Source organism: Phenylobacterium sp. (genome assembly GCF_030693625.1).
Taxonomy (GTDB): Bacteria; Pseudomonadota; Alphaproteobacteria; order Caulobacterales; family Caulobacteraceae; genus Phenylobacterium; species Phenylobacterium ferrooxidans.
The window spans coordinates 84,582-107,440 of record NZ_JAUYAF010000063.1; the positions used below are offsets into that span (position 1 = coordinate 84,582).

General features: G+C 68.2%; 21 protein-coding genes. 11 read left to right on the plus strand and 10 right to left on the minus strand.

The features are described 5' to 3' along the window. Positions 1-173: 173 nt before the first annotated feature. Together Q8N10_RS13520 and Q8N10_RS13525 are read left to right on the plus strand one after the other, a co-directional pair. Positions 174-890 (plus strand): TVP38/TMEM64 family protein, encoded by a 717-nt coding sequence (locus Q8N10_RS13520; RefSeq protein WP_304783179.1) that lies wholly within the window; start codon positions 174-176, stop codon positions 888-890. Beyond that, on the plus strand, positions 887-2,311 hold the full coding sequence (locus Q8N10_RS13525) for an NAD(P)/FAD-dependent oxidoreductase (RefSeq protein ID WP_304783182.1): 1,425 nt from the start codon (positions 887-889) through the stop codon (positions 2,309-2,311). Before Q8N10_RS13520 ends, Q8N10_RS13525 begins: the two co-directional genes overlap by 4 nt. On the opposite strand, the gene Q8N10_RS13530 is transcribed toward Q8N10_RS13525, so the two are convergent. The 5 genes from Q8N10_RS13530 to Q8N10_RS13550 all read right to left on the minus strand — a co-directional run bounded on the left by Q8N10_RS13530 (position 2,295) and on the right by Q8N10_RS13550 (position 6,635). Further along, on the minus strand, positions 2,295-3,401 hold the full coding sequence (locus Q8N10_RS13530; protein WP_304783185.1) for an NAD(P)/FAD-dependent oxidoreductase: 1,107 nt from the start codon (positions 3,399-3,401) through the stop codon (positions 2,295-2,297). The two genes, Q8N10_RS13525 and Q8N10_RS13530, sit on opposite strands and share 17 nt — an antisense overlap. A gap of 13 nt (positions 3,402-3,414) precedes the next feature. Continuing rightward, positions 3,415-4,227 (minus strand): DUF1499 domain-containing protein, encoded by an 813-nt coding sequence (locus Q8N10_RS13535; protein WP_304783187.1) that lies wholly within the window; start codon positions 4,225-4,227, stop codon positions 3,415-3,417. A gap of 80 nt (positions 4,228-4,307) precedes the next feature. Next, positions 4,308-4,919, minus strand: a complete 612-nt coding sequence (locus Q8N10_RS13540; protein WP_304783191.1) for a CDP-alcohol phosphatidyltransferase family protein — start codon at positions 4,917-4,919, stop codon at positions 4,308-4,310. A 31-nt stretch (positions 4,920-4,950) separates the two neighbouring features. Continuing rightward, complete coding sequence (locus Q8N10_RS13545; RefSeq protein WP_304783194.1) at positions 4,951-5,100, minus strand: DUF2256 domain-containing protein; 150 nt, start codon at positions 5,098-5,100, stop codon at positions 4,951-4,953. Next, on the minus strand, positions 5,097-6,635 hold the full coding sequence (locus tag Q8N10_RS13550; RefSeq protein WP_304783197.1) for a cryptochrome/photolyase family protein: 1,539 nt from the start codon (positions 6,633-6,635) through the stop codon (positions 5,097-5,099). Before Q8N10_RS13550 ends, Q8N10_RS13545 begins: the two co-directional genes overlap by 4 nt. A 208-nt stretch (positions 6,636-6,843) precedes the next feature. Here Q8N10_RS13550 and Q8N10_RS13555 point away from each other — a divergent pair, with 208 nt between their 5' ends. Together Q8N10_RS13555 and Q8N10_RS13560 are read left to right on the plus strand one after the other, a co-directional pair. Further along, entirely contained in the window at positions 6,844-7,083 is a 240-nt protein-coding gene (locus Q8N10_RS13555) for an antitoxin (RefSeq protein ID WP_304783200.1), read from the plus strand. A 3-nt stretch (positions 7,084-7,086) separates the two neighbouring features. Further along, on the plus strand, positions 7,087-7,476 hold the full coding sequence (locus Q8N10_RS13560; RefSeq protein WP_304783203.1) for a PIN domain-containing protein: 390 nt from the start codon (positions 7,087-7,089) through the stop codon (positions 7,474-7,476). Positions 7,477-7,663: 187 nt separating this feature from the next. On the opposite strand, the gene Q8N10_RS13565 is transcribed toward Q8N10_RS13560, so the two are convergent. Beyond that, a complete protein-coding gene (locus tag Q8N10_RS13565; protein WP_304783206.1) occupies positions 7,664-8,704 on the minus strand; it encodes a LacI family DNA-binding transcriptional regulator in 1,041 nt (346 codons plus the stop codon). A 135-nt stretch (positions 8,705-8,839) separates the two neighbouring features. Further along, the gene (locus tag Q8N10_RS13570) at positions 8,840-10,171 is read right to left on the minus strand and encodes a polysaccharide lyase family 1 protein (RefSeq protein WP_304783208.1); all 1,332 of its coding nucleotides are present in this window, start codon (positions 10,169-10,171) and stop codon (positions 8,840-8,842) included. A gap of 118 nt (positions 10,172-10,289) precedes the next feature. Here Q8N10_RS13570 and Q8N10_RS13575 point away from each other — a divergent pair, with 118 nt between their 5' ends. The 4 genes from Q8N10_RS13575 to Q8N10_RS13590 all read left to right on the plus strand — a co-directional run bounded on the left by Q8N10_RS13575 (position 10,290) and on the right by Q8N10_RS13590 (position 16,787). After that, complete coding sequence (locus tag Q8N10_RS13575) at positions 10,290-11,120, plus strand: 2-keto-4-pentenoate hydratase (RefSeq protein ID WP_304783210.1); 831 nt, start codon at positions 10,290-10,292, stop codon at positions 11,118-11,120. A gap of 82 nt (positions 11,121-11,202) precedes the next feature. Then, a complete protein-coding gene (locus Q8N10_RS13580) occupies positions 11,203-12,489 on the plus strand; it encodes an MFS transporter (RefSeq protein ID WP_304783212.1) in 1,287 nt (428 codons plus the stop codon). Between the two features lie 111 nt (positions 12,490-12,600). After that, positions 12,601-13,857, plus strand: a complete 1,257-nt coding sequence (locus Q8N10_RS13585; protein WP_304783215.1) for a cytochrome P450 — start codon at positions 12,601-12,603, stop codon at positions 13,855-13,857. 380 nt (positions 13,858-14,237) lie between these two features. After that, positions 14,238-16,787 (plus strand): TonB-dependent receptor, encoded by a 2,550-nt coding sequence (locus tag Q8N10_RS13590; protein ID WP_304783217.1) that lies wholly within the window; start codon positions 14,238-14,240, stop codon positions 16,785-16,787. A gap of 60 nt (positions 16,788-16,847) precedes the next feature. Here Q8N10_RS13590 and Q8N10_RS13595 read toward each other — a convergent pair whose 3' ends face one another. From Q8N10_RS13595 to Q8N10_RS13605, 3 genes are read right to left on the minus strand one after another with little or no spacing between them, the layout of a single operon-like run. Next, positions 16,848-17,573 carry a dienelactone hydrolase family protein gene (locus Q8N10_RS13595; RefSeq protein ID WP_304783219.1) on the minus strand — a complete coding sequence of 242 codons (726 nt, stop codon included), beginning with the start codon at positions 17,571-17,573 and terminating at the stop codon, positions 16,848-16,850. A gap of 7 nt (positions 17,574-17,580) precedes the next feature. Then, positions 17,581-18,156: a hypothetical protein gene (locus Q8N10_RS13600; RefSeq protein ID WP_304783222.1), complete on the minus strand. Its 576-nt coding sequence runs from the start codon at positions 18,154-18,156 to the stop codon at positions 17,581-17,583. Positions 18,157-18,166: 10 nt separating this feature from the next. Continuing rightward, positions 18,167-18,937, minus strand: a complete 771-nt coding sequence (locus tag Q8N10_RS13605; protein WP_304783225.1) for an SDR family NAD(P)-dependent oxidoreductase — start codon at positions 18,935-18,937, stop codon at positions 18,167-18,169. A 122-nt stretch (positions 18,938-19,059) separates the two neighbouring features. On the opposite strand from Q8N10_RS13605, the gene Q8N10_RS13610 reads away from it, so the two are divergent. The 3 genes from Q8N10_RS13610 to glcF are packed head-to-tail and all read left to right on the plus strand — an operon-like array spanning position 19,060 to position 22,804. After that, positions 19,060-20,559, plus strand: coding sequence for an FAD-linked oxidase C-terminal domain-containing protein (locus Q8N10_RS13610; RefSeq protein ID WP_304783228.1), 1,500 nt, complete (start codon positions 19,060-19,062; stop codon positions 20,557-20,559). After that, positions 20,537-21,586 (plus strand): glycolate oxidase subunit GlcE, encoded by a 1,050-nt coding sequence (glcE, locus tag Q8N10_RS13615; RefSeq protein WP_304783232.1) that lies wholly within the window; start codon positions 20,537-20,539, stop codon positions 21,584-21,586. Before Q8N10_RS13610 ends, glcE begins: the two co-directional genes overlap by 23 nt. After that, on the plus strand, positions 21,587-22,804 hold the full coding sequence (gene glcF, locus Q8N10_RS13620; RefSeq protein WP_304783235.1) for a glycolate oxidase subunit GlcF: 1,218 nt from the start codon (positions 21,587-21,589) through the stop codon (positions 22,802-22,804). The last annotated feature ends 55 nt before the right edge of the window (positions 22,805-22,859 follow it).

A 22,859-nucleotide genomic window follows, 5' to 3' on the forward strand; every position in this document is an offset into this window, starting at 1 on the left:
GCGCTAGGCGCCAGAGTTCGAGAGCGATGTCCAGTCGGCGTAGCCCTTGGGCGCCCGCCAGGTGACCGTGAGGCCGCGATAGCGGGCCCTATGGGCGGCGAAGCGCTGCGATGAGTCGATCACAGCGTCAGCTTACCCTATGACGGGGTGTTCAACGCGCCACCGGAGATCCAATGGGCCACGTCAAACGGTATCTCCCCCTGTTGCTGCTGCTGGTCGCCGTCGGCGCCATGTTGGCCAGCGGGGTCACGCGCTACATCAGCCTCGAAGCGCTCCAGGCCAATGAGGCCGCCCTGCGTCAGCTGGTGACGGAGCGGTTACCCTTGGCCCTGGCGGCCTTCGTGGTGATCTATGCCGTGGCCACGGCGGTCAGCCTGCCGGGTGCCACCATCCTGACCCTGACGGGCGGATACCTGTTCGGAACCTGGCTGGGCGGAGCCGCCACGGTTATCGGCGCCACCATCGGTGCGGTGCTGGTCTTCTATGCGGTGAGGACCTCCCTCGGCCAGACGCTTCGGGATCGCGCGGAAGCTTCGGGGGGCCGCCTGAAAGCGGTGATCGACGGTGTTCAGGCGGGCGCCTTCGGCTACATCCTCACCCTGCGTCTGATCCCTCTTGCCCCGTTCTGGCTGGTCAACGTGGCCGCCGCCCTGGCCCATGCGCCGTTGCGAGCCTACGCCCTGGCGACGTTCTTCGGCATCATGCCCGCCACCTTCATCTACAGCGGCATAGGCGCCGGCATCGGAGAACTGTTGTCCCGGGGAGAGACCCCCGATCTGGGCGTGATCTTCGAGCCGAAGATCCTGCTGCCGCTGGTCGCCCTCGGCCTCCTCTCCCTCGGGACGACCCTGTTCCAGCGGCATCGCGCCAGATCGGGCCCGGCGCTATGAGCAAGATCGCAAAGATGCGGGCCGATATCGTGGTCATCGGCGCCGGCTCTGGCGGGCTTTCCGTCGCCGCCGGCGCGGCCCAGCTCGGCCTGAAGGTCGTACTGTTCGAAAAGGGCGAGATGGGTGGGGACTGCCTCAACTATGGCTGCGTCCCCTCCAAGGCCCTGATCGCAGCCGCCACCGCCGCCCACGACGCCCGCCCAGGTGGCCGGCTTGGTGTGACGACCGAAGGCGTGACGGTCGATTTCACCCGCGTGATGGCCCACGTGCACGCCACTATCGCCACCATCGCCCCGGTCGACAGCCAGTCTCGGTTTGAAGGCTTGGGGGTCACCGTGGTGCGCGAATCCGCCCGGTTCGTGGACGCCCGCACCGTGGCCAGCGAAAGCGTCCGGGTCGTGGGTCGCAAGATCGTCGTGGCCACCGGGTCGCGGGCCGCGGTTCCGCCGATCCCGGGACTCGATCAGGTCCCTTATCTCACCAACGAGACGGTGTTCGACCTGAAGGCGCTGCCGGAACGGCTGATCGTGCTTGGCGGCGGGCCTATCGGGATCGAGCTGGGCCAGGCCTTCCGCAGGCTGGGCGCCGAGGTGGTCATCATCGAGGCCGGCGAAGTCCTCGGCCGCGAGGACCGCGGCGCGGCCCAGGTCGTCATCGACCAGCTCGAGGCCGACGGGATCGAGCTGCTGGGCGGACACAAGGCCGTGCGGGTGGAGGCGGGGCCGACGGTCATCGTGCAGTCCGAGGCGGGCGAACGCGCCATTACAGGCTCCCACCTGCTGGTGGCGGTGGGCCGCCAGCCGGCCTTGGAAACGCTCGACCTCGATCGTGCGGGGGTGGCCTACGACCGCAACGGCATTCGAACCGACAAGTCCCTGCGCAGCAGCAACCGTCGGGTCTACGCCGTCGGGGACGCTGCCGGCCGCGGACAGTTCACCCACTTGGCCGGCGCTCATGCGGGCCTGGTGGTCCGCCGCGCGATCTTCGCCCTGCCCGTCGACGCCGACGACCTACAGGTCCCAAGGGTGACCTATGCGGACCCTGAACTCGCGGCCATCGGGATCAATGAGGACGAGGCGCGCAAGGCCCACGGCGACAGCATTCGGGTCGAGACGTTCGAATTCACCGACAACGACCGGGCCCAGGCGGAGGGCGACACCCGCGGCTTCGGCAAGCTGGTCACCACCAGCAAGGGCAAGGTGCTGGGCGTCACCATCGTGGGGCGACATGCCGGCGATCACATTCACATCTGGGCGCTGATGTTGTCGTCGCGGCTGAAACTCAGTCAGATGACCAGCGCCATCGCGCCCTATCCGGTCCGCAGCGAGATCGGCAAGCGGCTGGCCGGCCAGTGGTACACACCGGCCCTGTTTTCCGACCGGACACGGATGCTGGTGTCGATCCTCAAGCGGTTCGCCTGACCCGCGCGACAAACCCGACGTCCAGGCGGCGCTTGAGCCACAGGGCGCTGCGCCCCTGCCACCAGAACCGTCCGCGCAGCGCCAGGCCCGAGCCGTCGCCAAGGTCCATGATCGAAAGCCACCGCCGCTGCGGAAGGTAGGGCTCGAGGCCGCCGGCCGCTGTCGCCGTGAGGTTGCACAAGAGGGTCGGCGCGGCCCGCACGCCGAAGACGCCGGCCATCGGCCTAGGCTCAAGGTCGATCACGCCGCAGTCGCCGGCGGCGAAGACACCCTCGTCGTTGATCGACCGCAATTCGGGCGTGACCCGCAGGCGTCCGCGGCCGTCCACCGGCAATCCCAGGGCCGCGATGATCGGCGCAGCCTCCAGGCCGGTGGCCAGCACCAGCATGTCGCAGGGCCGCTGCGCGCCCTCTGACAGCACACAGTGGTCACCCGCCCGCGCCAGGACCTCGCCCGGCAGGACCACCACGCCGCGCCGAGCCAGGGAGCGCGTCAGCCGGGTGATCGGCGCCGCCGGCGCCCAGCCGGACGCCGCGCCCACCAGGCTCACATCTGGAACCACGCGGTGACGCTCCAGAAGCCCGGCCAGCGCGGCGGCGATCTCAAATCCCGACGGTCCGCCCCCGGCCACGACAACGCTGGGAGAGCGGCCCCTGGCCCGCAGGAACCTTTCGATCGCGCTCCGGAGATCAAGCAGCCTGTCCAGGGGCTTGGCGGTCCAGACGCCGGGATCCGCCGCCAGGCCCCGGCGGTCTCGGGTGACGCTCCCCACATTGAGGGAGAGCCGGTCAAATTCGTGTTCTGTCCCGTCGTCCAGGATCAGGCGCCGCCGGGCCAGGTCGATGTCCGACGCCTCGCAGGCAAGGTAAGCCACCCCCAGTCGCGCCGCCAGCGCGCCCACGTCGACGCGCGCCGCCGCCACCTCGAGGGCGCCCGAGAGCACGCCGGTGGCCAGGCCCGAATAGTGGAACTGACGCGGCGCGATCAGGGTCGGCTCGACAGCGGCCGCCCGCAGGCGATCGAGGTGGTGGATGACGTGCAGATGCGCATGGCCCGCGCCCACCAGGGCCAGCCTGCGGACCCCCGTCACTGCCGGTTGGACCTCACCCCTTCGCCAACCGCTTCGACAGCCCCGCAAGATAGGCCTCGATACGGGCGGCGTTGGCCCCCAGATCGCTCAGCCCCACCCGCGAGGTGGAGCGCACATCGACGAGCGAACCCTCGCCGTCGGGGGCGCGCCGGATACGCACGGCCACGTCGTCCTTGAAGCCGAACCAGAAGGTCTCCGCCGTCGCCTCGATCACCCCCGAGCTCGGCGCACCGGCCGCGAGCGTCCAGCCCTCGGCGCGGGCCTGCGCCTGGGCGGCGTCATAGGTCGCAGCGGGGGTCGCCGACACCGCCAGCGTCTTGACGGCCGGATAGGCAGCCTGCCCGACCTCGCCCAGGGTCCGTGGGCCCAGGGCCGCGAACTGCGGCGCCTGATAGGGCTTCAGCGTCGACATCTTCGCACTCAGCGCGTTGACCGGATTGGCGCCCTGCGCCTGGCGGTCCGCCAGCACCCTCGCCGAGTGGATCGGCGGGTCGACCACGTTGGTGGCGATATCGTGGATCGGCGGAATGGCCGCGCCCCGCGCCCGCACCGTGGCCAGGTAGCCGACCCCCAGCGCCGGGATCAGCAGCGCCGCCAGGGCGATGGCCCAGCCCCGCCGGGGCGCGCGGACCAGGCAGGCGATCAGGGCGATCAGGGCCAGGGCCAGGCCGATCCCCAAAACCGGCAGGGCGAACTTCGCGATCAGCACCCCCAGTCCGAACTGCCAGGGCCACAGGCCGAACTTCACCCCCAGGGCCGCGGCCATGAAATAGACGGGGATCAGCAGGGAAACGGCCAGCGACAGCCGCGCAAGGTTAAATCTCATGATCTCGGCCCCGGGTTTCCATAGTGCAGTTGGAAGGGCGACGGGGTCTGCCGTCAACCAGGCAGGCGAGTCGGTACGATCTAGCGGTCTTGGCGGAACTCGGCCCGGGCGATCAGACTCCTCTGAACCACGGTCAGCAGGCACAGGACCGTTAACAGACTGGCGATCACCGGGAACGCGGCGGGAAACAGGCACATCAGCACGAAGGCCGCGATGGTCTCGGCGCCCTCGGCCAGGCCGGTGCTGTAGAAGAAGCTCTTGGCGCCGTGGCTCACGCTCTCCAGCCCGCGCTTGGCCGCCAGGGTCGCATAGGCCAGGAAGCTCACGGCGGTCAGGGTGAAGCTGGCCACCAGGGCCAGGGCGTAGGGCAGATGCGCCGGCTCGGCGAACCCGAACCCCAGGGGTACGGCCAGGTAGAAGACGTAGTCGCACAGGATGTCGAGATAGCCGCCGAAGTCCGTGGGCCGGGTGGCCCGCGCGATCGCCCCGTCCAGGCCGTCCAGCATCCGGCTCAGCGCGATCAGCGCCAGCCCTGCCAGCGGCTGCTGCAACCCGATGGCCAAACCCGCCACGCCGCCCGCCACCGCGCCCGCCACGGTCACCTGGTCGGCCGTGATCCCCCGCCGCGCCAGCGCCAGCCCCAAGCGTTTCAGCGGCGGATCGATCCACGGTCGCAGCTTTGAATCGAACATCGCAGAGGCCCTATCCTGAGAGGTGTGCCCGTCAGGTTTCCCCGCTTCGCCGCCCGCGGCAGGCGTCCGAGCAGTAGCGCACCTCGTCCCACACCTTCGCCCACTTCTTGCGCCAGGTGAAAGGCCGCCCGCACACCGCGCACAGCTTGGTGGGCAGGTCGGCCTTGGCCACGCCCTTCACAGTCCTCCCTCGCGCATGGCGGTCAGGTGCTGCTGCGCCTGATCGCGCAGGCCCGCCTGCCGCTCGGGCCCCATCCTGTCCCAGGTGGCGTAGACGAAGGGCATGCGGGCGTTGCGGCTGAACCGCTCGCGGTGGCGGGCCATGAAGTCCCAGTAGAGGGCGTTGAACGGGCACGCCCGGTCCCCGACCGCCACGGTGGGGTCATAGGCGCAGCCCTGGCAGTAGTTGCTCATCTTACGGATATAGGCGCCGCTGGCCGCATAGGGCTTGGAGGCCAGCACCCCGCCATCGGCGTGCAGGGCCATGCCGAGCGTGTTGGGCGCCTCGACCCACTCATAGGCGTCGGCATAGACCGCCAGGTACCACTCGTGCACCGCCTTGGGCGCCAGGCCCGCCACCAAAGCGAAGTTTCCGGTGATCATCAGCCGCTGGATGTGATGCGAATAGGCGTGGTCATAGGTGTGGGCCAGGGCCTCGCGCATGCAGGCCATGCGCGTCTCGCCGCTCCAGTAGAACCAGGGCAGCGGCTCTCTGGCCTCCAGGGCGTTCTGCTCGAGATAGCCCGGCATGAAACGCCAGTAGACGCCGCGCACAAACTCCCGCCAGCCGAGGATCTGGCGGATGAACCCTTCGGCGGCGTTCAGCGGCGCATGGCCCTCGCGATGGGCGGCCTCGGCCTTGCGGCACACTTCCAGCGGATAGAGCAGGCCCGCATTGATATAGGCCGCCAGCAGCGAGTGACGCAGCCAGGGCTCGCCCGCCACCATGGCGTCCTGATAGTCGCCGAACCCCGGCAGCACATGGGCGATGAAGTGGTCCAGCTCGCGCAGGGCCTGGCGCCGCGTCACCGCGAAATGGAAGGGCTCCAGCCGACCGTAGCCATCCGGGAACCGCCGCCGCACCAGCTCCAGCGCCTCGCGAGTGATCGCATCCTTCTTGAAGCTCAGGCGCGGCGGAGACTTGAGCCCCGCCTTGGGCGGCTTGCGGTTCTCCGTATCAAAGTTCCAGCGGCCCCCGGCCGGCTTGCCGTCCGGCTCCATCAGCACCTCGTGGCGCTTGCGCATCTCGCGGTAGAAGTACTCCATCCGCAGCTCGCGCCGGTCGCCAGCCCAGGCGTTGAACGCGTCGTGCGAGCACAGGAACCGCGTGTCGGGCAGGATGTCGAGCTTGACCGGCAGGGCCAGCTTCAGCGCCTCGAACCCCTCCCGCAGCCGCCACTCCCCCGGCTCGGTGACCACCACCCGGTCAGGCGCCAGGTCCGCCACCGCCCGCAGGATCTCGCCCTGCAGGCTCTGGCTGTTCCCCGCATCCTCCAGCGCCACATAGCGCACCTGATACCCCGCCGCCCGCAGGGCCTGGGCGTAGTGGCGCATGGCGGAAAACAGGAAGGCGATCTTCTTGACGTGGTGGTTCACGTACGACGCCTCGGCCATCACCTCGGCCATCAGGAAGACGTCGTGTTCCTTGTCGGCGGCCGCTACGACCGCCAGCCGGGTGGAGAGCTGGTCGGCGAGGATGACGCGGAGGACGGTCAAAGGCGCTAACCTGCCTTGCGGGTTGAGGCGTGCGGCGCCGACTCATGGGCGCAGTCAGGGATCATGGCGCCTCGCGCGGTTGGAAGACCGAGGGCCTACCTACCGGGGAACCGTGCTCCTGTCCCCGTGATCTCGGGGGGTGCAGGCGCCGCGTCTTGAAGGCGCCGTCGCGATTTCGTATATACACGTCATCACGTGGAGCGACGCCATGACCATCGCCGACAGCCGCACCTTCCGGAGTGGGAACAGCGAAGCCGTTCGCCTGCCCAAGGGCGTCGCCTTTGGCCGCGAGGTGGAGCTGACCATCATCCGCTCCGGCGACGTGCTGACCATCTATCCGAGCCGGCCGCCTATCGGGGATCTGGTCAAGACCCTAGCGGCGCTCCCCGCGCCCCGCGAGATCGAGATCCGCGATGTCGAGGACCTGCCCGAGCGACCGGGCCTCTGAGCCGTGGCCGCCTTCCTGCTCGACACCAATGTCCTGATCGGCCTGCGCGACGGCGACTCGACGGTCACCAACCGGGTCTCGGCCCTGGACGGCGCCATCCTGATGTCGATCGTCAGCCGCGTGGAGCTCGAGGGCGGGGTGCATCGCGATCCGTCGCAGGCCAGCCTGCGCCGCCCCCGGCTCGACGCCATCCTGGCCGCCCTGCCGGTCCTGGCCTTCGACGACGCGGCCGCCGACGCCCACCGGGTGATCATGGAGTCTGCCGGCTATTCCCGGCGCAAGCTATTGGACCGGATGATCGCGGCCCAGGCCCTGGTCCACCGCGCCACCCTGGTCACCCAGAACCCGGCGGACTTCCAGGACGTGCCAGGGCTCGACCTGTTGGCCTGGTGAGCCCCGGCCCATCCCCTCCCCCGTCATCCTAGGCCTTGCGCCTAAGGCCCCTCTGTCGGCGGACATCGCGATGCAGGTCAAAGCCTCAACCGCGCCACCACACCCTGCGGCGCCCATGGATCGGAAACAGGGGTCCTAGGCACAAGGCCTAGGATCACGGGCTTGGGAGGTTCGGCGCCAGGCCCCCCTACCCAACCTTCCCCGTAGACCCCCGCACCACCAGTTGCGGCTGGACCTCGTGCGCGTCCGCCCGCTTCTCGCGCAGGGCGTTGGGCACCAGCATCTCGCCGGCCATCCGCCCCATGTCCCGCAAGGGGAGCCGCACCGACGTCATGGGCGGCCACAGGCGCACGGCGATAGGGGCGTCGTCATAGCCCACCACCGAGACGTCCTCCGGGATGCGCAGGCCGGCTTCGCGGGCGGCGGTGTAGACGCCGGTGGCCATCTCGTCGTTGAGGCAGAAGATAGCCGTGGGGCGGGCCTCAAGGGCGAACAGCTCCAGGGCGGCGTTGACGCCGCTCTCATAGGTATAGGCGCCGATCTTGGCGAGGTCGGGGGAGAGGGTCAGCCCGGCCTCGGCGAGGCCTTCCTCGAAGCCCTTCTTGCGCTCGATCGAAGAGCGGAAGGTGGGGGGACCGGAGATCAGGGCGATGCGGGTGTGGCCGAGGTCGGCTAGGTGGCGGGCGGCCTGGGCGGCGCCGCGGCCGTCGTGGCTGACCAGCATGCGGTCGGGCTCGTCGAGGGCCACTGATCCGATCCGCACATAGGGGACGTCCAGCTCGCGCAGCAGGGCGGCAAGCTTCTCGTCCTCCGAGACCGGCGAGGGCAGGACCACGGCGAACAGTTTCTGGCGCTCCACGAAGTCGCGCATGTCGGCCAGCAGGCGGGGCGAGTTGCGGTCCACCGGGCGAACCACCAGCTCGAAGCCCGAGCCGGCCATGGCGTCCAGCAGGCCCTGCTGGTGGCTGATGGTGTGCTGGGGGTTGGGGTTGTCGTAGATCAGCCCCACCAGGAAGGAGCGGCGGAAGGCCAGGCCGCGGGCCTGCGGGTCGGGGACGTAGCCCGTCTCGCGCATGATCTCCAGAACCGCCTTGCGGGTCTCCTCCTTGACGAAGGGGCTCTCGTTGATGACCCGGCTAACCGTCTTCTTCGACACACCGGCCAGACGGGCGACGTCGTTGATGGTGTGCCGCTTGGTCTTATCGGAGCCTGGATCGCGTGCCGCCACGGGGGAAATGTCCTCATTCCTGTCCCGGTGTCATAACCCGCGCCGCGGTGTCGCGCCAAGCGGACCTGTCGGGGGTCCGATCAGGCCGGCGAGTTACTCCTGGCCCCGAGCTTCGAAAGCGATCCGGGCCCGCCTCTAGGTGCCCCGCGCCTTGGTCCCGGAGTCCAGCACCTCGGGCCGCCTGGGGGTCATGTCGTCCAGGTTCCAATCGGCCTCGTTGAAGGGCCGCCGGGTGGGGGTCTGGGTAGGATAGCCGTGCAGGTCGTTCTCGGAATCGATGATCCGGCCACGCCCCTCGGCCACGTCGGCGATCAGGCGGACGTCGTCATAGTCGCGGTCCCAGGGACGGGCGCCGGCGGTCATCAGCACGCTCTGCTGCACGGCGGTGGCGGGCATGGGCTTGAGGCCCTGCGGCCAGACCGGCGGGGTCTTCACCTCGATGATCCTGGCCGGCGAGGTGGTGTAGCGCCCGAGCATGGGCAGCGGACGACCGATGCGGTCCACGGCGATGTTGTCGCGGGCGTGGTACTCCACGTCGCCATAGCCGCCGAGCTGGAAGAAGGCGATCTGGTCGACCGGGGTGTCGATCCCGGCCCGCAGAGCGTTGCCCACCGCCACGATCTTGCCGACCTGGAAGGGACGGCTGCTCCACTCCTCGGCCTGCAGGTTGTAGTGCACCGCGCGCTGGCCGGGGTCGTAGATCAGGTTGTTGGCCATCACCGCGTGGACCCCGCCCTTGAACAGCGCGCTGCGCTCGTAATTGTGGGCGTACAGATTGCCCACGATCAGCAGGTCGGTGACGTTGTCGTGGACCAGGGTGCCCTTGGAATGCTCGATCTTGTCGTGGGTCGAGTGGGCCAGGCTCTCGGCGATGATGTTGTTTGAGAAGGTGATGCGGCGGCTGGTGCCCGCACGCCATTCCTCTGGCGTGTTCCCGGTGAATCGGGGGCCTGAGACCGAGAGGTTCTCGTCGCTGGCCCAGGTCAGGGTGCAGTGGTCGACGATGATGTTCCAGGCCGCGCCGGCGGTGGAGATGGCGTCCTCGTTCCAGCCGCTCTTCTTGGCCTGACCGGCCTCGCCTGGGCGCACGCGGATGTGCTGGATCACCACGTCGTGGCCGCCGATGTCCATGCCGCCGCGGATCAGGGTGACGCCCGGTGAGGGCGCCGTCTGGCCCGCGATGGTCAGGAAGGGCTCGGTGACCTTGATGGTCTTGCGATCCAGGTCAATCACACCGCCCACCTCGAAGACCACGATGCGCGGCCCCTTGGCCTCCACGGCCTCGCGGAAGGAACCAGGGCCGTCGCCGGCAAGCGTCGTGACCTTGATGATCCGGCCACCGCGCCCGCCAGGGGTCGTCGCCGCCCAGCCCTGCGCGCCCGGAAAGGCCAGGGGATCTGCGGCTTGGCCGGCGCCGGCGGCCAGCAGGATGGAAAGCGCCGCGGCGATGGCGAGACGGATGCCCATGAGGTTCTCCCTGATGTCCCCAAAATTGCGAATTTGGGACTTGATTTGAAAATGACACCGGTTTCCTCTAGAGACAACAGCGCCTTTCGGGGGGCGAGGGAGTGGGAGGCGATTCCGCGTGAGCGTTCCGGCGGCAAGCACGGCCGATGGCTTTCCCACGGACGACGTGGCGGCGCGGTTCGTCCGCGCGCGCCTGTCGGCCGCCGCCCTTCCAGACTTTCCCGGCCCCGTGCCCGGCGACCTCGCCACCGGTTATCGCGTGCAGGACGCGGCGCTTGCGCTGTGGCCTGACGAGGTGGTCGGCTGGAAGGTCGGGCGGGTGCCGCCCGAACACGAGGCGCGCCTGAACAGCAACCGCATCTGCGGCCCGATCTTCGCCAAGGCGCTGTGGCATGTGAAGCCCGGCCAGGTGACCCCCTTCCCGGTCTTCGAAGGCGGGTTCGCGGCCGTGGAGGCCGAGTATGTGGCGCGCATCGCCTTCGACGCCCCGGCCGACAAGCTGGCCTGGACCGCGCAGGAGGCCTCCGCCCTGATCGGCGCCCTGCACATGGGGATGGAGCCGGCGGGCAGCCCGCTGGCCAGCATCAACCTCCTGGGCCCCACGGTGGTGGTCTCCGACTTCGGCAACAACGCCGGCTTGATGGTGGGGGCGGAGATCGCCGACTGGCGCGAACGCCGGCTGGAGGACCTTCGCTGCGAGACCGTGATCGAGGGCAAGGTCGTGGGCCAGGGCGGCGCCTTCATCCTGCCGGGCGGGCCGGTGGAATCCATCCGCTTCCTGGCCGAGCACACCGCCCGGCGCGGCCGTCCGCTGAAGGCCGGCATGTACATCTGCACCGGCGCGGCGGCTGGCATCCATGACATCGCCGCGGGCGAGAGGGGCGCCGTGCGCTTCGAGGGCTACGGCGAGATCGCGTGCGCGGCCTACCCCGCCAAGCCCGCGACCTGACGAGACAATCTCCCGCGCTCGGCGACGGCGCGGGGGTTCAAGAGATGTCGCCAAGGCGAAGAAACAAAAGGGCGTTCTGTCCATGACCATCACCACCGACACCGGGCCCGCCGCCGCGGCGGACGGCAAGATGACCCGCCGCCGCTGGGTGATCTGCGCCCTGCTCTTCACCGCCGTGGTGATCAACTATGTCGACCGGCAGATGCTGGGGGTGCTCAAGCCCTTCATGTCCGACGAGATGGGCTGGAGCGAGACCGACTACGCCGACATCGTCTTCTACTTCCAGGCGGCATACGCCGCCTCCTACCTGCTGTTCGGGGCCTTCGTGGACCGGGTGGGCGCCAAGATCGGCTACGCCACGGCCTTCATCATCTGGCAGCTGGCCCATATCGCGCACGCCGGCGCCAGCACCCTGAACCAGTTCTTCCTGGTCCGCGTCCTGCTGGGGATCGGTGAAGGCGGCAACTTCCCGGGCGGGGTCAAGGCCGTCACCGAGTGGTTCCCCAAGAAGGAGCGCGCCTTCGCCACCGGCATCTTCAACGCCGGCGCCAATATCGGGGCGGTGATCACCCCCCTGGTGGCCCCGATGATCATGCTGGCCTACGGCTGGCGCGCGGCCTTCATCATCACCGGCGTGATCGGCATGCTGTGGATCGTGGCCTGGCTGGTGATGTACCGGTCGCCGGAAAAGGAGCCCAAGGTCAACGCCGCCGAGCTCGCCCACATCCGCTCCGACCCCGAGGATTCCGACCAGAAGGTCAGCTGGCTGAAGGTGGCCACCAAGCGGGAGACCTGGGCCTACGCGCTCGGCAAGTTTCTGATCGATCCGGTCTGGTGGATGCTGCTGTTCTGGCTCCCGGACTACTTCAAGAAGACCTTCGACCTGAGTGTCACCACGTTCGGCCTGGTGCTGGCGGCGGTCTATCTGATATCCGACGTCGGCAGCGTCGGCGGCGGCTGGATGTCCTCGCGGCTGATGAAGGCCGGGCGCAGCCTCAACTTCTCGCGCAAGATGACCATGCTGGTCTGCGCCTTCGCCACCCTGCCCTACTTCTTCATCACCCAGATCGACGACCTGTGGACGGCGACCGCCGTGGTCGGCCTCGTGGCCGCCGCGCACCAGGCGTTCTCGGCCAATCTCTACACCCTGCCCGGCGACGTCTTCCCCCGAAGCGCCGTGGGTTCGGTCATCGGCATCGGCGGCATGCTGGGCGGGATCGGCGGCATGGTGATGGCCAAGTCGGTGGGCCAAGTGCTGGAGTCCGCTGGCGGCTATGGCCCGATCTTCGCGGTCTGCGGCTGCATCTACTTCCTGGCCCTGCTGTCTGTGCACCTGCTCTCCCCGAGGATGGCCCCGGCAAAGGTTTAGGCGAAGGCCGCTTCTGGGGGCCCATCACGAGCCCTTGTGATCCGCCGGCGCCGTCTCAAGTTGACGCGGGCGTCATTTTCCGCCAATGGCAGGTCAACCGGAGGAACGGACATGAGCGACGGATCGATCGACCTGAACAGCGACGTGCGCGCGAAGGTCTATGCCACGCCTCTGGAACTGCTGGATCCGGCCCAGCCGGAACTGTTCCGCCAGGACGCGCACTGGGCGATCTTCGAGCGCCTGCGCAAGGAAGACCCGGTCCACTACACCGCCGAGCACGAGTTCGGCCCGTACTGGTCGATCACCAAGTACAACGACATCATGACCGTGGACACCAACCACGAGGCCTTCTCCTCCGAGGGCGGCATCACGATCGCCAATCAGACGGCCGGCGAAGGCCCCCTGCCGATGTTCATCGCCATGGATCCGCCCAAGCACGACGTGCAGCGCAAGACGGTCAGCCCGGCGGTCTCGCCGATGAACCTCGCCATCCTGGAGCCGCTGATCCGGGAGCGCGCCAGCAAGATCCTCGACAGCCTGCCGATCGGCGAGGAGTTCGACTGGGTCGACAAGGTCTCCATGGAACTGACCGCCATGACCCTGGCGACCCTGTTCGACATGCCGCAGGAAGACCGTCGCAAGCTGACCTACTGGTCCGACGTGGTCACCGCGGCGCCGGGCCAGGGCCTGATCGACACCATCGAGCAGAAGATGGAAATCTTCGTCGAGTACCATGCCTATTTCACCAAGCTGTGGAACGAGCGGGTCAACGCGCCCCCGGCCGGCGACCTGATCTCCATGCTGGCCCACGGCGAGGCCACCCGGAACATGGAGCCGCGCGAGTACTTCGGGAACGTCGTGCTGCTGACCGTCGGCGGCAACGACACCACTCGCAACACCATCACCGGCTCGGTGCTGGCGCTGAACCAGAACCCCGACCAGTACAGGAAGCTGCGGGAAAACCCGGGCCTGATCCCGTCGATGGTCTCCGAGACCATCCGCTGGCAGACCCCGCTGGCCCACATGCGCCGCATCGCCACCCGCGACTTCGACATCGGCGGCAAGACCATCAAAAAGGGCGACAAGGTCGTCATGTGGTACGTCTCGGGCAACCGCGACGACGAGGTGATCGAGAACCCGAACGCCTACATCATCGACCGCGAACGTCCCCGCCAGCACATCTCCTTTGGCTTCGGCATCCACCGTTGCGTGGGCAACCGCCTGGCCGAACTTCAGCTGAAGATCATCTGGGAAGAAATCCTGGCGCGTTTCCCCGACATCCAGGTCGTCGCCGAGCCGAAGCGGGTCTATTCCAGCTTCGTGAAGGGCTACGAGAGCATGAAGGTGATCATTCCTACCCGTTATTGATCACTGCCAAATTCTGACAGTATCGCGCAATAATCACGCCGCCCCCCAATCTGGGGGCGGCGTTTTGCTGTCCCGCCCGCCCGCCGGCGCAAATTCCTTTCTCGATCGGGCTTTCCCGCGGTCAGGACCAGATAACGCCGTTCCGTCAATTCCCGGCTATAGAGAGGTGAATGTTGGTAGAACGTTGTTTTATTGACATGCGCGCACAAGAGTATGGTCAATTTTCAACTGACAACGGGTGAGACGGTTACCCAAGGTCAAGCGCGACATTGATTTTACACACAAATTCACCTCTATCCGAACGCCGTTCGAGTCTGCTATCTCGAAGTATTGCCGCCGAGAGCCGTACAAGAGCTCCGGACGCGTTGGGAGGTACTAGGATGAGGAATTCTCTGCTTATGCGGAGCGCGCTGGTTGCCGGCGTCTCCGCCGTCGCTCTGGCTTCGGCCGGTTCGGCCATGGCGCAAGCGGGCGCTGCTCCGTTCATGATCGAGGAACTGGTGGTCACCGCTGAAAAGCGTGAAGCCAGCCTGCAGGACGTGCCGGTGGCGATCACCGCCTATACTAGCGAAAAGCGCGACCTTCTGGGCGTCGCCACTGTCGAGGACCTGGCGCGCGTCAGCCCCAGCATGGCCTACACCAACAATGACCGGATCTCGATCCGCGGGTTTGGGCGCCTGACCAACTCCATCGGCACAGACCCGTCGGTGGCCCTGTATTCGGACGGTATCTTCTCCAACTCGATGTCGGACGCCTCGACTCCGTCGCTGTTCATCGAGCGGACGGAAATCCTGCGCGGTCCGCAGGGTACGCTTTACGGCCGGAACTCCATCGGCGGCGCCATGAACATCATCTCCAAGCGCCCCACGGACATCTTCAACGGCGAAGTTCGCGCCTCGGTCGGCAATTACGGGACCTGGACGACCCAAGCCCTGCTGCGCGGCCCGATCACCGACGGCCTGCGCTACTCGATCGGCGGCTCGCTTGAACGCCGCGATGAAGGCTATATTCACAACAATGGGCCGGGCGGGGACACTAGCGCCGTAAAGCGCTACTTGATCGACGCTCAAATCGAAGCTGACCTCGGTGAGAACATCACCGCCCGCCTCAGCTACCGCAAGATCGACTGGGACGACAGCTACGGCGTGGGCAACATCCACGAAGCCGTGGTCAGCCCCTACGACACCACTTCGGTCGTCGGTCTGGGCAACTCGGCCCTCTACTACAACCCGACCTTGGGCTTCGCCGGCGTCAATCCTTCGACCGCCGATCCCTATACCATCTCGATGAACGACACCATGGAGGGCAAACTCTCCGATCACCACCGTCTGAACTTCGACATGACCTGGGATCTAGGCTGGGCCTCCCTGAAATACATCGCGGGCTATCAAGCCTATGTCTACAACACCAATGGCGACGAAGATCGCTCTTCACGAGCGGGCCTGTTCAACGTCTCCTCGGTGACGCCGTTCGGCGCCTACACCGCCAGCAACGTCTCGCCGCGCGAGCGCTTCTTCTACCAGGAGAAGCAAAAGTGGTGGTCGAACGAGATCAACCTGTCCTCCAACAGCGATGGCCCGCTGTCCTGGATCGGCGGCATCTATCAGTACCATCAGGAATATTCTCAGCCGCAGGGTCTGCGCGTCCTGGGAGACCCGACGGTTCAGAACCCGATCAACCTGGCGACCGGCGGCGCAGCAGCGCCCAACCCGAACGGCAACTACCTGTTGGTTGACGGCACTCTGCAGGTCGACTCCTACGCCGCCTTCGCCCAGATCGAATACAAGCTGACGGAGAGCCTCACCCTCCAGGCCGGCCTGCGCTACACCACCGACGACAAGACCGGCACCGACTTCGCCAGGTATGTCTCCCGCAGCCCGACCACCACCACGGTGCTTCGGTCCGGCGGCGTGCCACTGGCTGCGGCCGGCGACCTCGCCGTCGACTTCACCACCTTCGTGGTCTGCGGCGGCCCGACCATCGCCACCTGCCTCGCCAATCCGCTTTATGCGAACCTGACCCAGGTGGCGACCGGCGGCCTGAGCCGCAAGATGGCGGCCGACTACCAGGCCTGGTCCGGGACGATCGGTCTGCAGTGGCAGCCGGACTCCGACACCAACGGCTACGCCCGCTACAGCCGCGGCTACAAGTCCGGGGGCTGGATCGCGTCGAATGGTCTCTCGCCGTCCCCCTATGCCGATCCGGAATACGTGGACAACTACGAGATCGGACTGAAAAAGACCTTCGGTGGTCGCGTTCAGGTGAACTCGTCGATCTTCTACGCCGACTACAAGGGCTTCCAGGCTCCGCTCACCGTGGTGCTGAACTCGACGACCGGCTCTACGGGCACGCAGTTCCTGAACCTCGACTCCATCAACTGGGGCCTGGAACTTGAAGTGCAGTGGGCGCCGATCGAAAACCTGTCGATCTTCGGCAGCTACGCCTATCTGAACACCGAACTGCAAACGGGCTGCTGCTTCGTCGATACGGCCGATGCGAAGGCCCTGAAGGCCGGCGCACGTCCCACCGGCGTGGTCTTGCCCAATGGCAGCCGTCCGCAGACCCTCGTGGGCAATCAGTTGCCCCTGACGCCTGAGAATAAGTTCAACCTGGGCGCCAACTACACCTTCGACTTCGACGCGGGCAGCCTGACGCTCGGCGCCACGGCCACCTATACCGGCGACCAGCAGGTCACGATCTTCGCCCAGGACGGCTACACTTCGCCTTCCAACACGGTGGCGGATGTGCGGGCCCTCTGGAAGGACACCGCGGATCGCTTCACCATCATCGGCTATGTCAAGAACGTGACCGACGAGGTGGCGATCCAGAGCTCGACCATCGGCTCGCCGTCCTCCAGCGGCAACCAGCGCCAGACGCAGAAGCTGAACTTCCCGCGCACCTACGGCGTGGAAGTGCAATACCGCTTCTAAGCCACGGACTGAGAACGACAACTGGGGCGGCGCCGATTTCGGCGCCGCCCTTTTTCGTGGCTAGAGGTTGCGCTTGAACAGCGCCAGCAGGCGTTCCCAATGGCGCTCGGCGGCGGTCTTGTCGTAGGCGGGCCGCTGGGGGAAGGCGAAGCCGTGGTGGACGCCGGCATAGAGCTCCACCTCACCATTGACCCCGTTGGCGGTCACCGACTGGGCCAGGGCCTCCACCATCTCCAACGGCGCATAGGCGTCGATCTCGGCGCAGGCGAAATAGACCTCGCCCTGAACCTTCTGGGCGGCCAGGTGGGGACTGTCGTGGTCGTCGGTGACCAGGGACACCCCATAGATGGAGGCCGCCGCCTTGACCTTGTCGGGATAGTAGGCCGCCGCGTTGATGGCGTACTGGCCGCTCATGCAGTAGCCCACCGCCCCCATGGGGCCCTTCCGGGCCGCGGGATCGCTGTCGATATAGGTCAGCAGGGCGGCGGTGTCGGACATCACCAGCGGGATGTTGATCGACGCCATCAGCTCGAACATCCGCGCCCGATCGGCCTCGGTGGCGAAGCCGCCCAGCTCCAGCACCCCGGCCCGGTAGTAGAGGTTGGGCAGGACGACGTAGTAGCCGGCGGTCGCCAGCCGCCGGGCCATGTCGCGCAGTTCCTCGCGGATCGCCGGGGCGTCCATGTAGAACAGGATCACCGGATGCGGCCCGTCCCGCTCCGGGTGAACGATGAAGGTGGTGGTCGCCCCGTGCGGCGTGGCGATATCGACGGTCTGTTCGATCATGGCGTCCTCAGGAGATGAGCTGGCAGGCGCGGGCGAGCGACACCCGGGTCAATTGGCGGCGTCGGGCGAAGACCTGCATCGCCGCCGAGGTCGGGTCGCGGGAGGTCTGCCACTCTCCGAGGTCCCGGTAGCGGGTCATCAGCAGCAGACGGCGCGCGCCGCTGACCCGGTCGGCGTCGCTCTCGGCGGCCAGGAACAGGCCGAAGATTTTCGTCTCGAAGCGGGCCTCGAAGTCGGGCCAGGCCTCGCCCGACAGGCGCACGAACTCGTCCACCGCGTCGCCGTCGATCGTGAACCAGTTGTGGACATAGATGCCGCCGGCCATGGGCGGGACATCGTCCGCCGGCCGCAGTGTGGGCGTCAGGCTGTGGTGTTCGGAGGCGACCACTCCCGGCGCCGAGGCGATAGCGGCGGCGCCGCCAGCATCCTTCACCAGCACCAGGGCTGTGTCGGAGGCGAAGCCCAGGACCGGCGCGAACACTGCCACCAGTTCTGCGCCCATGGCCCCGCGCAGGTGATCGGAGAGCGCCTTCTGGGCCATGCGCTCACGGCCCAGGGTCAGGGAATAATAGTCGTAGGCCATGGCCTTGGTCCTAGTAGTTCACTCGGGCGCTGATCGCCCCGTCCACCAGCATGTTGATGCCGGTGGTGAAGGCCGAGCGCGGGCTGGCCAGGAAGACGGCGGCCGCGGCCACCTCCTCCGGGATCGCCATGCGGCCGGTCGGGTTGCGCTTGATCATCTGCTCGAAGAAGGCCGGCATCCCGGCCTTCACATTGCCCCAGACCCCGCCCTCGAAGAACACCGTGCCGGGCGAGACCACGTTGCAGCGGACGTGCTTGGCGGCGCCCTCCTTGGCCAGGCCCTTGGCGTAGTGGATCTGGGCCGCCTTCATGGCGCCATAGGCCGAGGCGCTCGTGGCCTCGGCGGCGGAGACCGAGGAGGTGATGATCATGCAGGCGTCGCCCTTTTCCTCGCCGGCCTTTTCCAGGAAGGACTTGGCCGCCTCATAGGCGTTGACCGCCCCCATAAGGTCGATGTCGAACATCGCCTTCCAGTCGGACTCCCGCGCGCCCTGAACCAGGGCGCTGGCGTTGGAGACCAGGATGTCGATGCCGCCCAGGGTCGTGCCGGCGGTGTTGACGAAGGCCCTCAGGGCCGGGCCGTCGGCGATGTCCACCACGTCGCCCCAGGCCTCGACGCCCTTGGCCTTTAGGGCCGCGACGGTCTCGGCCACCTGGTCGGCGTTGCGGGCGCAGATGGCGACATTGGCACCCTCCTCGGCGAACAGCTCGGCGATCGCCCGGCCGATGCCCCGCGTCGCGCCGGTGACCACCGCCGTCTTGCCCCTGAGTTGCAGATCCATGGCCTAACTCCCGTTTTGTTTGTTGCGACCTTTCTAGCGCGGGCGGGGCCCGCCGCGAGGTCTTTCTGAGCTCGGCGTTCCAAGTGATTGACGCCCCTGCGGCGCTCGGACCAAGAAGGGTGATGCTCGATCAGTTCGACGCCCGCCTCGACGCCGATTTCCCGCCGGTCGACTCCGCGCGGCTCATCGCGGCGCTGAAGCCGTTGCTGCCGGCCGAGGGGCTGAAGACGACTGTGGAGGCCCTGCGGCCCTACGAGACCGACGGCCTGGCCGCCTACCGCTCCCTGCCGGCCGTCGTCGCCCTGCCCGAGAGCGTGGAGCAGGTGCAGGCGATCCTGCGGGTCTGCTCGGCGCTCGGCGTCCCGGTGGTGGCGCGCGGGGCGGGCACTGGGCTCTCGGGCGGCGCCCTGCCCTATCCCGGTTGCGTGTTGCTGAGCCTGGCCAAGTTCAGCCGCATACTGGAGGTGGATGCCCAGGCGCGGACCGCGCGGGTACAGCCCGGCGTGCGCAACCTGGCGATTTCCGAGGCCGTCGCACACCTCGGCCTGTTCTATGCCCCCGACCCCTCCTCCCAGATCGCCTGCTCCATCGGCGGCAATGTCGCCGAGAACGCCGGCGGCGTGCACTGCCTGAAGTACGGCCTAACGGTGCACAACCTGCTCAAGCTGGAGATCGTGACCCTGGAGGGCGAGGTCCTGCACCTCGGCTCCGACGCCTATGACGCGCCGGGCTTCGACCTGATGGCCCTGATGACCGGGTCCGAGGGGCTGCTGGGCGTCGTCACCGAAATCACCGTCAAGCTGACGCCCCTGCCCGAGACCACCCAGGTGCTGCTGGCCGCCTTCGACGATGTGGCGGTCGCGGCCCAGGCTGTCGCCGAGATCATCGCCGAGGGGGTCATTCCGGCGGGGCTGGAGATGATGGACGGCCCGGCCCTGCGCGCCGCCGAGGACTTCGCGCTCGCGGGCTACCCCAAGGACGCCGCCGCCATCCTGCTGTGCGAACTGGACGGCGCGGGGCCTGATGTGGCCGAGGAAATCGCCCGGGTCTCGGCCCTGCTGTCGTCCAGCGGCGCCACCGAGGTCCGCCAGGCCCGTGACGAGGACGAGCGCCGGCGGTTCTGGGCCGGGCGCAAGGGCGCCTTTCCCGCCGTCGGGCGGATCGCGCCGGACTATTACTGCATGGACGGCACCATTCCGCGCCGGGCCTTGCCCCAGGTGCTGACCGAGATCACCCGGCTGTCGGAGGTCCATGGCCTGGCGGTGGCCAATGTCTTCCACGCCGGCGACGGCAACCTGCACCCGCTGATCCTCTACGACGCGGCCAAGGACGGCGACCAGGACGCCGCCGAGGCCCTGGGCGGCGCGATCCTGGAGCTCTGCGTCTCCGTCGGCGGCACCATCACCGGGGAGCACGGGGTTGGCCGCGAGAAGATCAACCAGATGTGCGTCCAGTTCAGCAGCGCCGAGATCGACGCCTTCCACGCCCTGAAGGCCGCCTTTGATCCCAAGGGCCTGCTGAATCCCGGCAAGGCCATCCCGACGCTCGCCCGCTGCGCGGAGTTCGGCGGCATGCACATCCACCATGGGGAACTGCCGTTTGCGCACCTCCCCCGGTTCTGACCTTACCGAGAGCCTGGCCGAGCGCGTCCGCGCCGGGGGTCCTCTGCGCCTGGAGGGCGGCGGGACGCGCGCCTTCTATGGCCGTCCCTTCGAGGGTGAGCTGCTGTCGCTGGCCGGGCATCGGGGCGTCGTGGACTATGATCCCAGCGAACTGGTGATCACCGCGCGGGCTGGGACACCGGTGTCAGAGATAGAGACCCTGCTGGCCGGCGAGACCCAGATGCTGGCCTTCGAACCGCCAGTGTTTGGGCCTGCCGGCACACTTGGCGGGGCGGTGGCGACGGGACTGTCGGGGCCGCGCCGGCCCTTCGTGGGTCCGCTGCGCGACTATGTGCTGGGCGCCCGGATCATGAACCCCCAGGGCGAGGTCCTGCGGTTCGGCGGCACGGTGTTCAAGAACGTGGCCGGCTTCGACGCCTTCCGGCTGATGGCCGGGTCCCTGGGCTGTTTCGGTCCGATCCTGGACATCTCCCTGCGCGTGACGCCCCGGCCGCGCGCCGAGCTGGCCCTGGTCTTCGAGATGGCGGGAGAGGCCGCGCGGACCTGGGTGACCGGCCTGATGGGCCGCCCCCTGCCCCTGTCGGGCGCCTTCCATGACGGCCACCGCCTGCACCTGCGGCTCTCCGGCGGCGGGGCAGGTGTCGCGGCGACCCGGGCCGAACTGGGGGGCGAGGAAGAGCCGCTGGAGACCTGGGACGCCTTCCGCCACATGACCCACCCTGTGTTCGAGGCGCCAGTCCTGTGGCGGGTGTCCCTGCCGCCGACGGGGCCCGCCGAAGGCTTCGAGGCCACGGCCTGGGACTGGGCCGGCGGCCAGCGCTGGCTCACCGCCGACACGGTCGATCCCGGCGTCTGGGCGCGCGCCGCGCAGCTCGGCGGGCACGCGACCCTGTACAGAGGCCAAGCCGGGAACGGCGAGGTTTTCCAGCCGCTTGCGCCGGGCGCCTTCAACCTGCACCGCCGTGTGAAGGCGGCGTTGGACCCGGCGGGGATCTTCAATCCCGGCCGGATGTATGAGGGCCTCTAGATGAAGACCGTCATCCAGGGGCCCCTGGCCGACACGACCGGGGGCGAGATCGCGGCCCGGGCCCTGCGCGCCTGCGTCCACTGCGGCATGTGTAACGCCACCTGCCCCACCTATCAGATCACCGGCGACGAGCTCGACGGACCGCGCGGCCGCATCTATCTGCTGAAACAGGCGCTCGAGGGCCAGCCGGTCAGCCAGACCACGCTGAAGCACCTCGACCGCTGTCTTAGCTGCCGGGCCTGCGAGACCACCTGCCCCTCCGGCGTCCAGTACCACCGGCTCTACGATATCGGCCGCGAGGCGGTGGCAGATCAGGTCGGCCGGCCCTGGACCGAGCGGCTGGCGCGGACGGTGATCCGCAGAGTGACCCGCTCGGCGGCCCTGCTGGGCGCGGTGCTTATCGTGGGCCGGCTCGTCCGCCCGATCCTGCCCAGGACCCTGCAGGCGAAGATCACCCCGCACGTCGCGCCAGGCCCGCGCCCGGCCCCGCATCACCTCCGGCGGATGCTGATGCTGACCGGCTGCGCCCAGTCGGCGGCGGCCCCGCACTTCAACGCCGTCACCGCCCGTGTCTTCGACCGCCTGGGGGTCAGCCTGGTTGAAGCCCCCCGCGCCGGTTGCTGCGGCGCCGTCAGCTTCCATCTGGACGCGCCGCACGAGGGCGCGGCCGCCGCGCGCGCCAATATTGACGCCTGGTGGCCCGACATCGAGGCGGGCGCGGAGGCGGTGGTGGTCAATTCCAGCGGCTGCGCGGCCTTCATCAAGGACTATCCCGACGTCCTGCGCGACGATCCCGCCTATGCCGAGAAGGCCCGTGTGGTGGCGTCCCTGGTGCGCGATCCCGTCCAACTGCTGTCGGTGGCCGACCTCGCCGCGCGCCGAGCCCCCGCGCAACCGCGCATCGCGGTCCACGAGCCCTGCACCCTGCAGCACGGCCTGCGCCTGACCGGTGCCATCGGGACCCTGTTGCGCAGCCTGGGCTACGACCCCCAGCCCGTGGCCGACGCCCACATCTGCTGCGGCTCGGCCGGCGCCTATTCGCTGCTGCAGCCGGAGATGTCGGGCAAGCTCAAGGACGCCAAGCTGGCCCATCTCAACGCCCACCAGCCGGCGGCCATCTACACCGCCAACATCGGCTGCTGGATGCACCTGGCGCCCGACTCCACCGCGCCCGTCCGCCACTGGCTGGAGGCGGTGGACGAGGTCACCCGGCCCTGACTCGCCGTTGACAGCCTGCCGCTGCGGCAGTCTCATGTCGCGATAAGCGGGCGGG

Coding starts and splice junctions, on each gene's coding strand:
- Q8N10_RS13555 (WP_304783200.1), top strand. CDS start 6,844: ATGACCATCGCCGACAGCCGCACCTTCCGGAGTGGGAACAGCGAAGCC.
- Q8N10_RS13520 (WP_304783179.1), top strand. CDS start 174: ATGGGCCACGTCAAACGGTATCTCCCCCTGTTGCTGCTGCTGGTCGCC.
- Q8N10_RS13590 (WP_304783217.1), top strand. CDS start 14,238: ATGAGGAATTCTCTGCTTATGCGGAGCGCGCTGGTTGCCGGCGTCTCC.
- Q8N10_RS13525 (WP_304783182.1), top strand. CDS start 887: ATGAGCAAGATCGCAAAGATGCGGGCCGATATCGTGGTCATCGGCGCC.
- Q8N10_RS13570 (WP_304783208.1), bottom strand. CDS start 10,171: ATGGGCATCCGTCTCGCCATCGCCGCGGCGCTTTCCATCCTGCTGGCC.
- Q8N10_RS13600 (WP_304783222.1), bottom strand. CDS start 18,156: ATGGCCTACGACTATTATTCCCTGACCCTGGGCCGTGAGCGCATGGCC.
- Q8N10_RS13535 (WP_304783187.1), bottom strand. CDS start 4,227: ATGAGATTTAACCTTGCGCGGCTGTCGCTGGCCGTTTCCCTGCTGATC.
- Q8N10_RS13580 (WP_304783212.1), top strand. CDS start 11,203: ATGACCATCACCACCGACACCGGGCCCGCCGCCGCGGCGGACGGCAAG.
- Q8N10_RS13605 (WP_304783225.1), bottom strand. CDS start 18,937: ATGGATCTGCAACTCAGGGGCAAGACGGCGGTGGTCACCGGCGCGACG.
- Q8N10_RS13595 (WP_304783219.1), bottom strand. CDS start 17,573: ATGATCGAACAGACCGTCGATATCGCCACGCCGCACGGGGCGACCACC.
- Q8N10_RS13585 (WP_304783215.1), top strand. CDS start 12,601: ATGAGCGACGGATCGATCGACCTGAACAGCGACGTGCGCGCGAAGGTC.
- Q8N10_RS13610 (WP_304783228.1), top strand. CDS start 19,060: ATGCTCGATCAGTTCGACGCCCGCCTCGACGCCGATTTCCCGCCGGTC.
- Q8N10_RS13540 (WP_304783191.1), bottom strand. CDS start 4,919: ATGTTCGATTCAAAGCTGCGACCGTGGATCGATCCGCCGCTGAAACGC.
- glcF (WP_304783235.1), top strand. CDS start 21,587: ATGAAGACCGTCATCCAGGGGCCCCTGGCCGACACGACCGGGGGCGAG.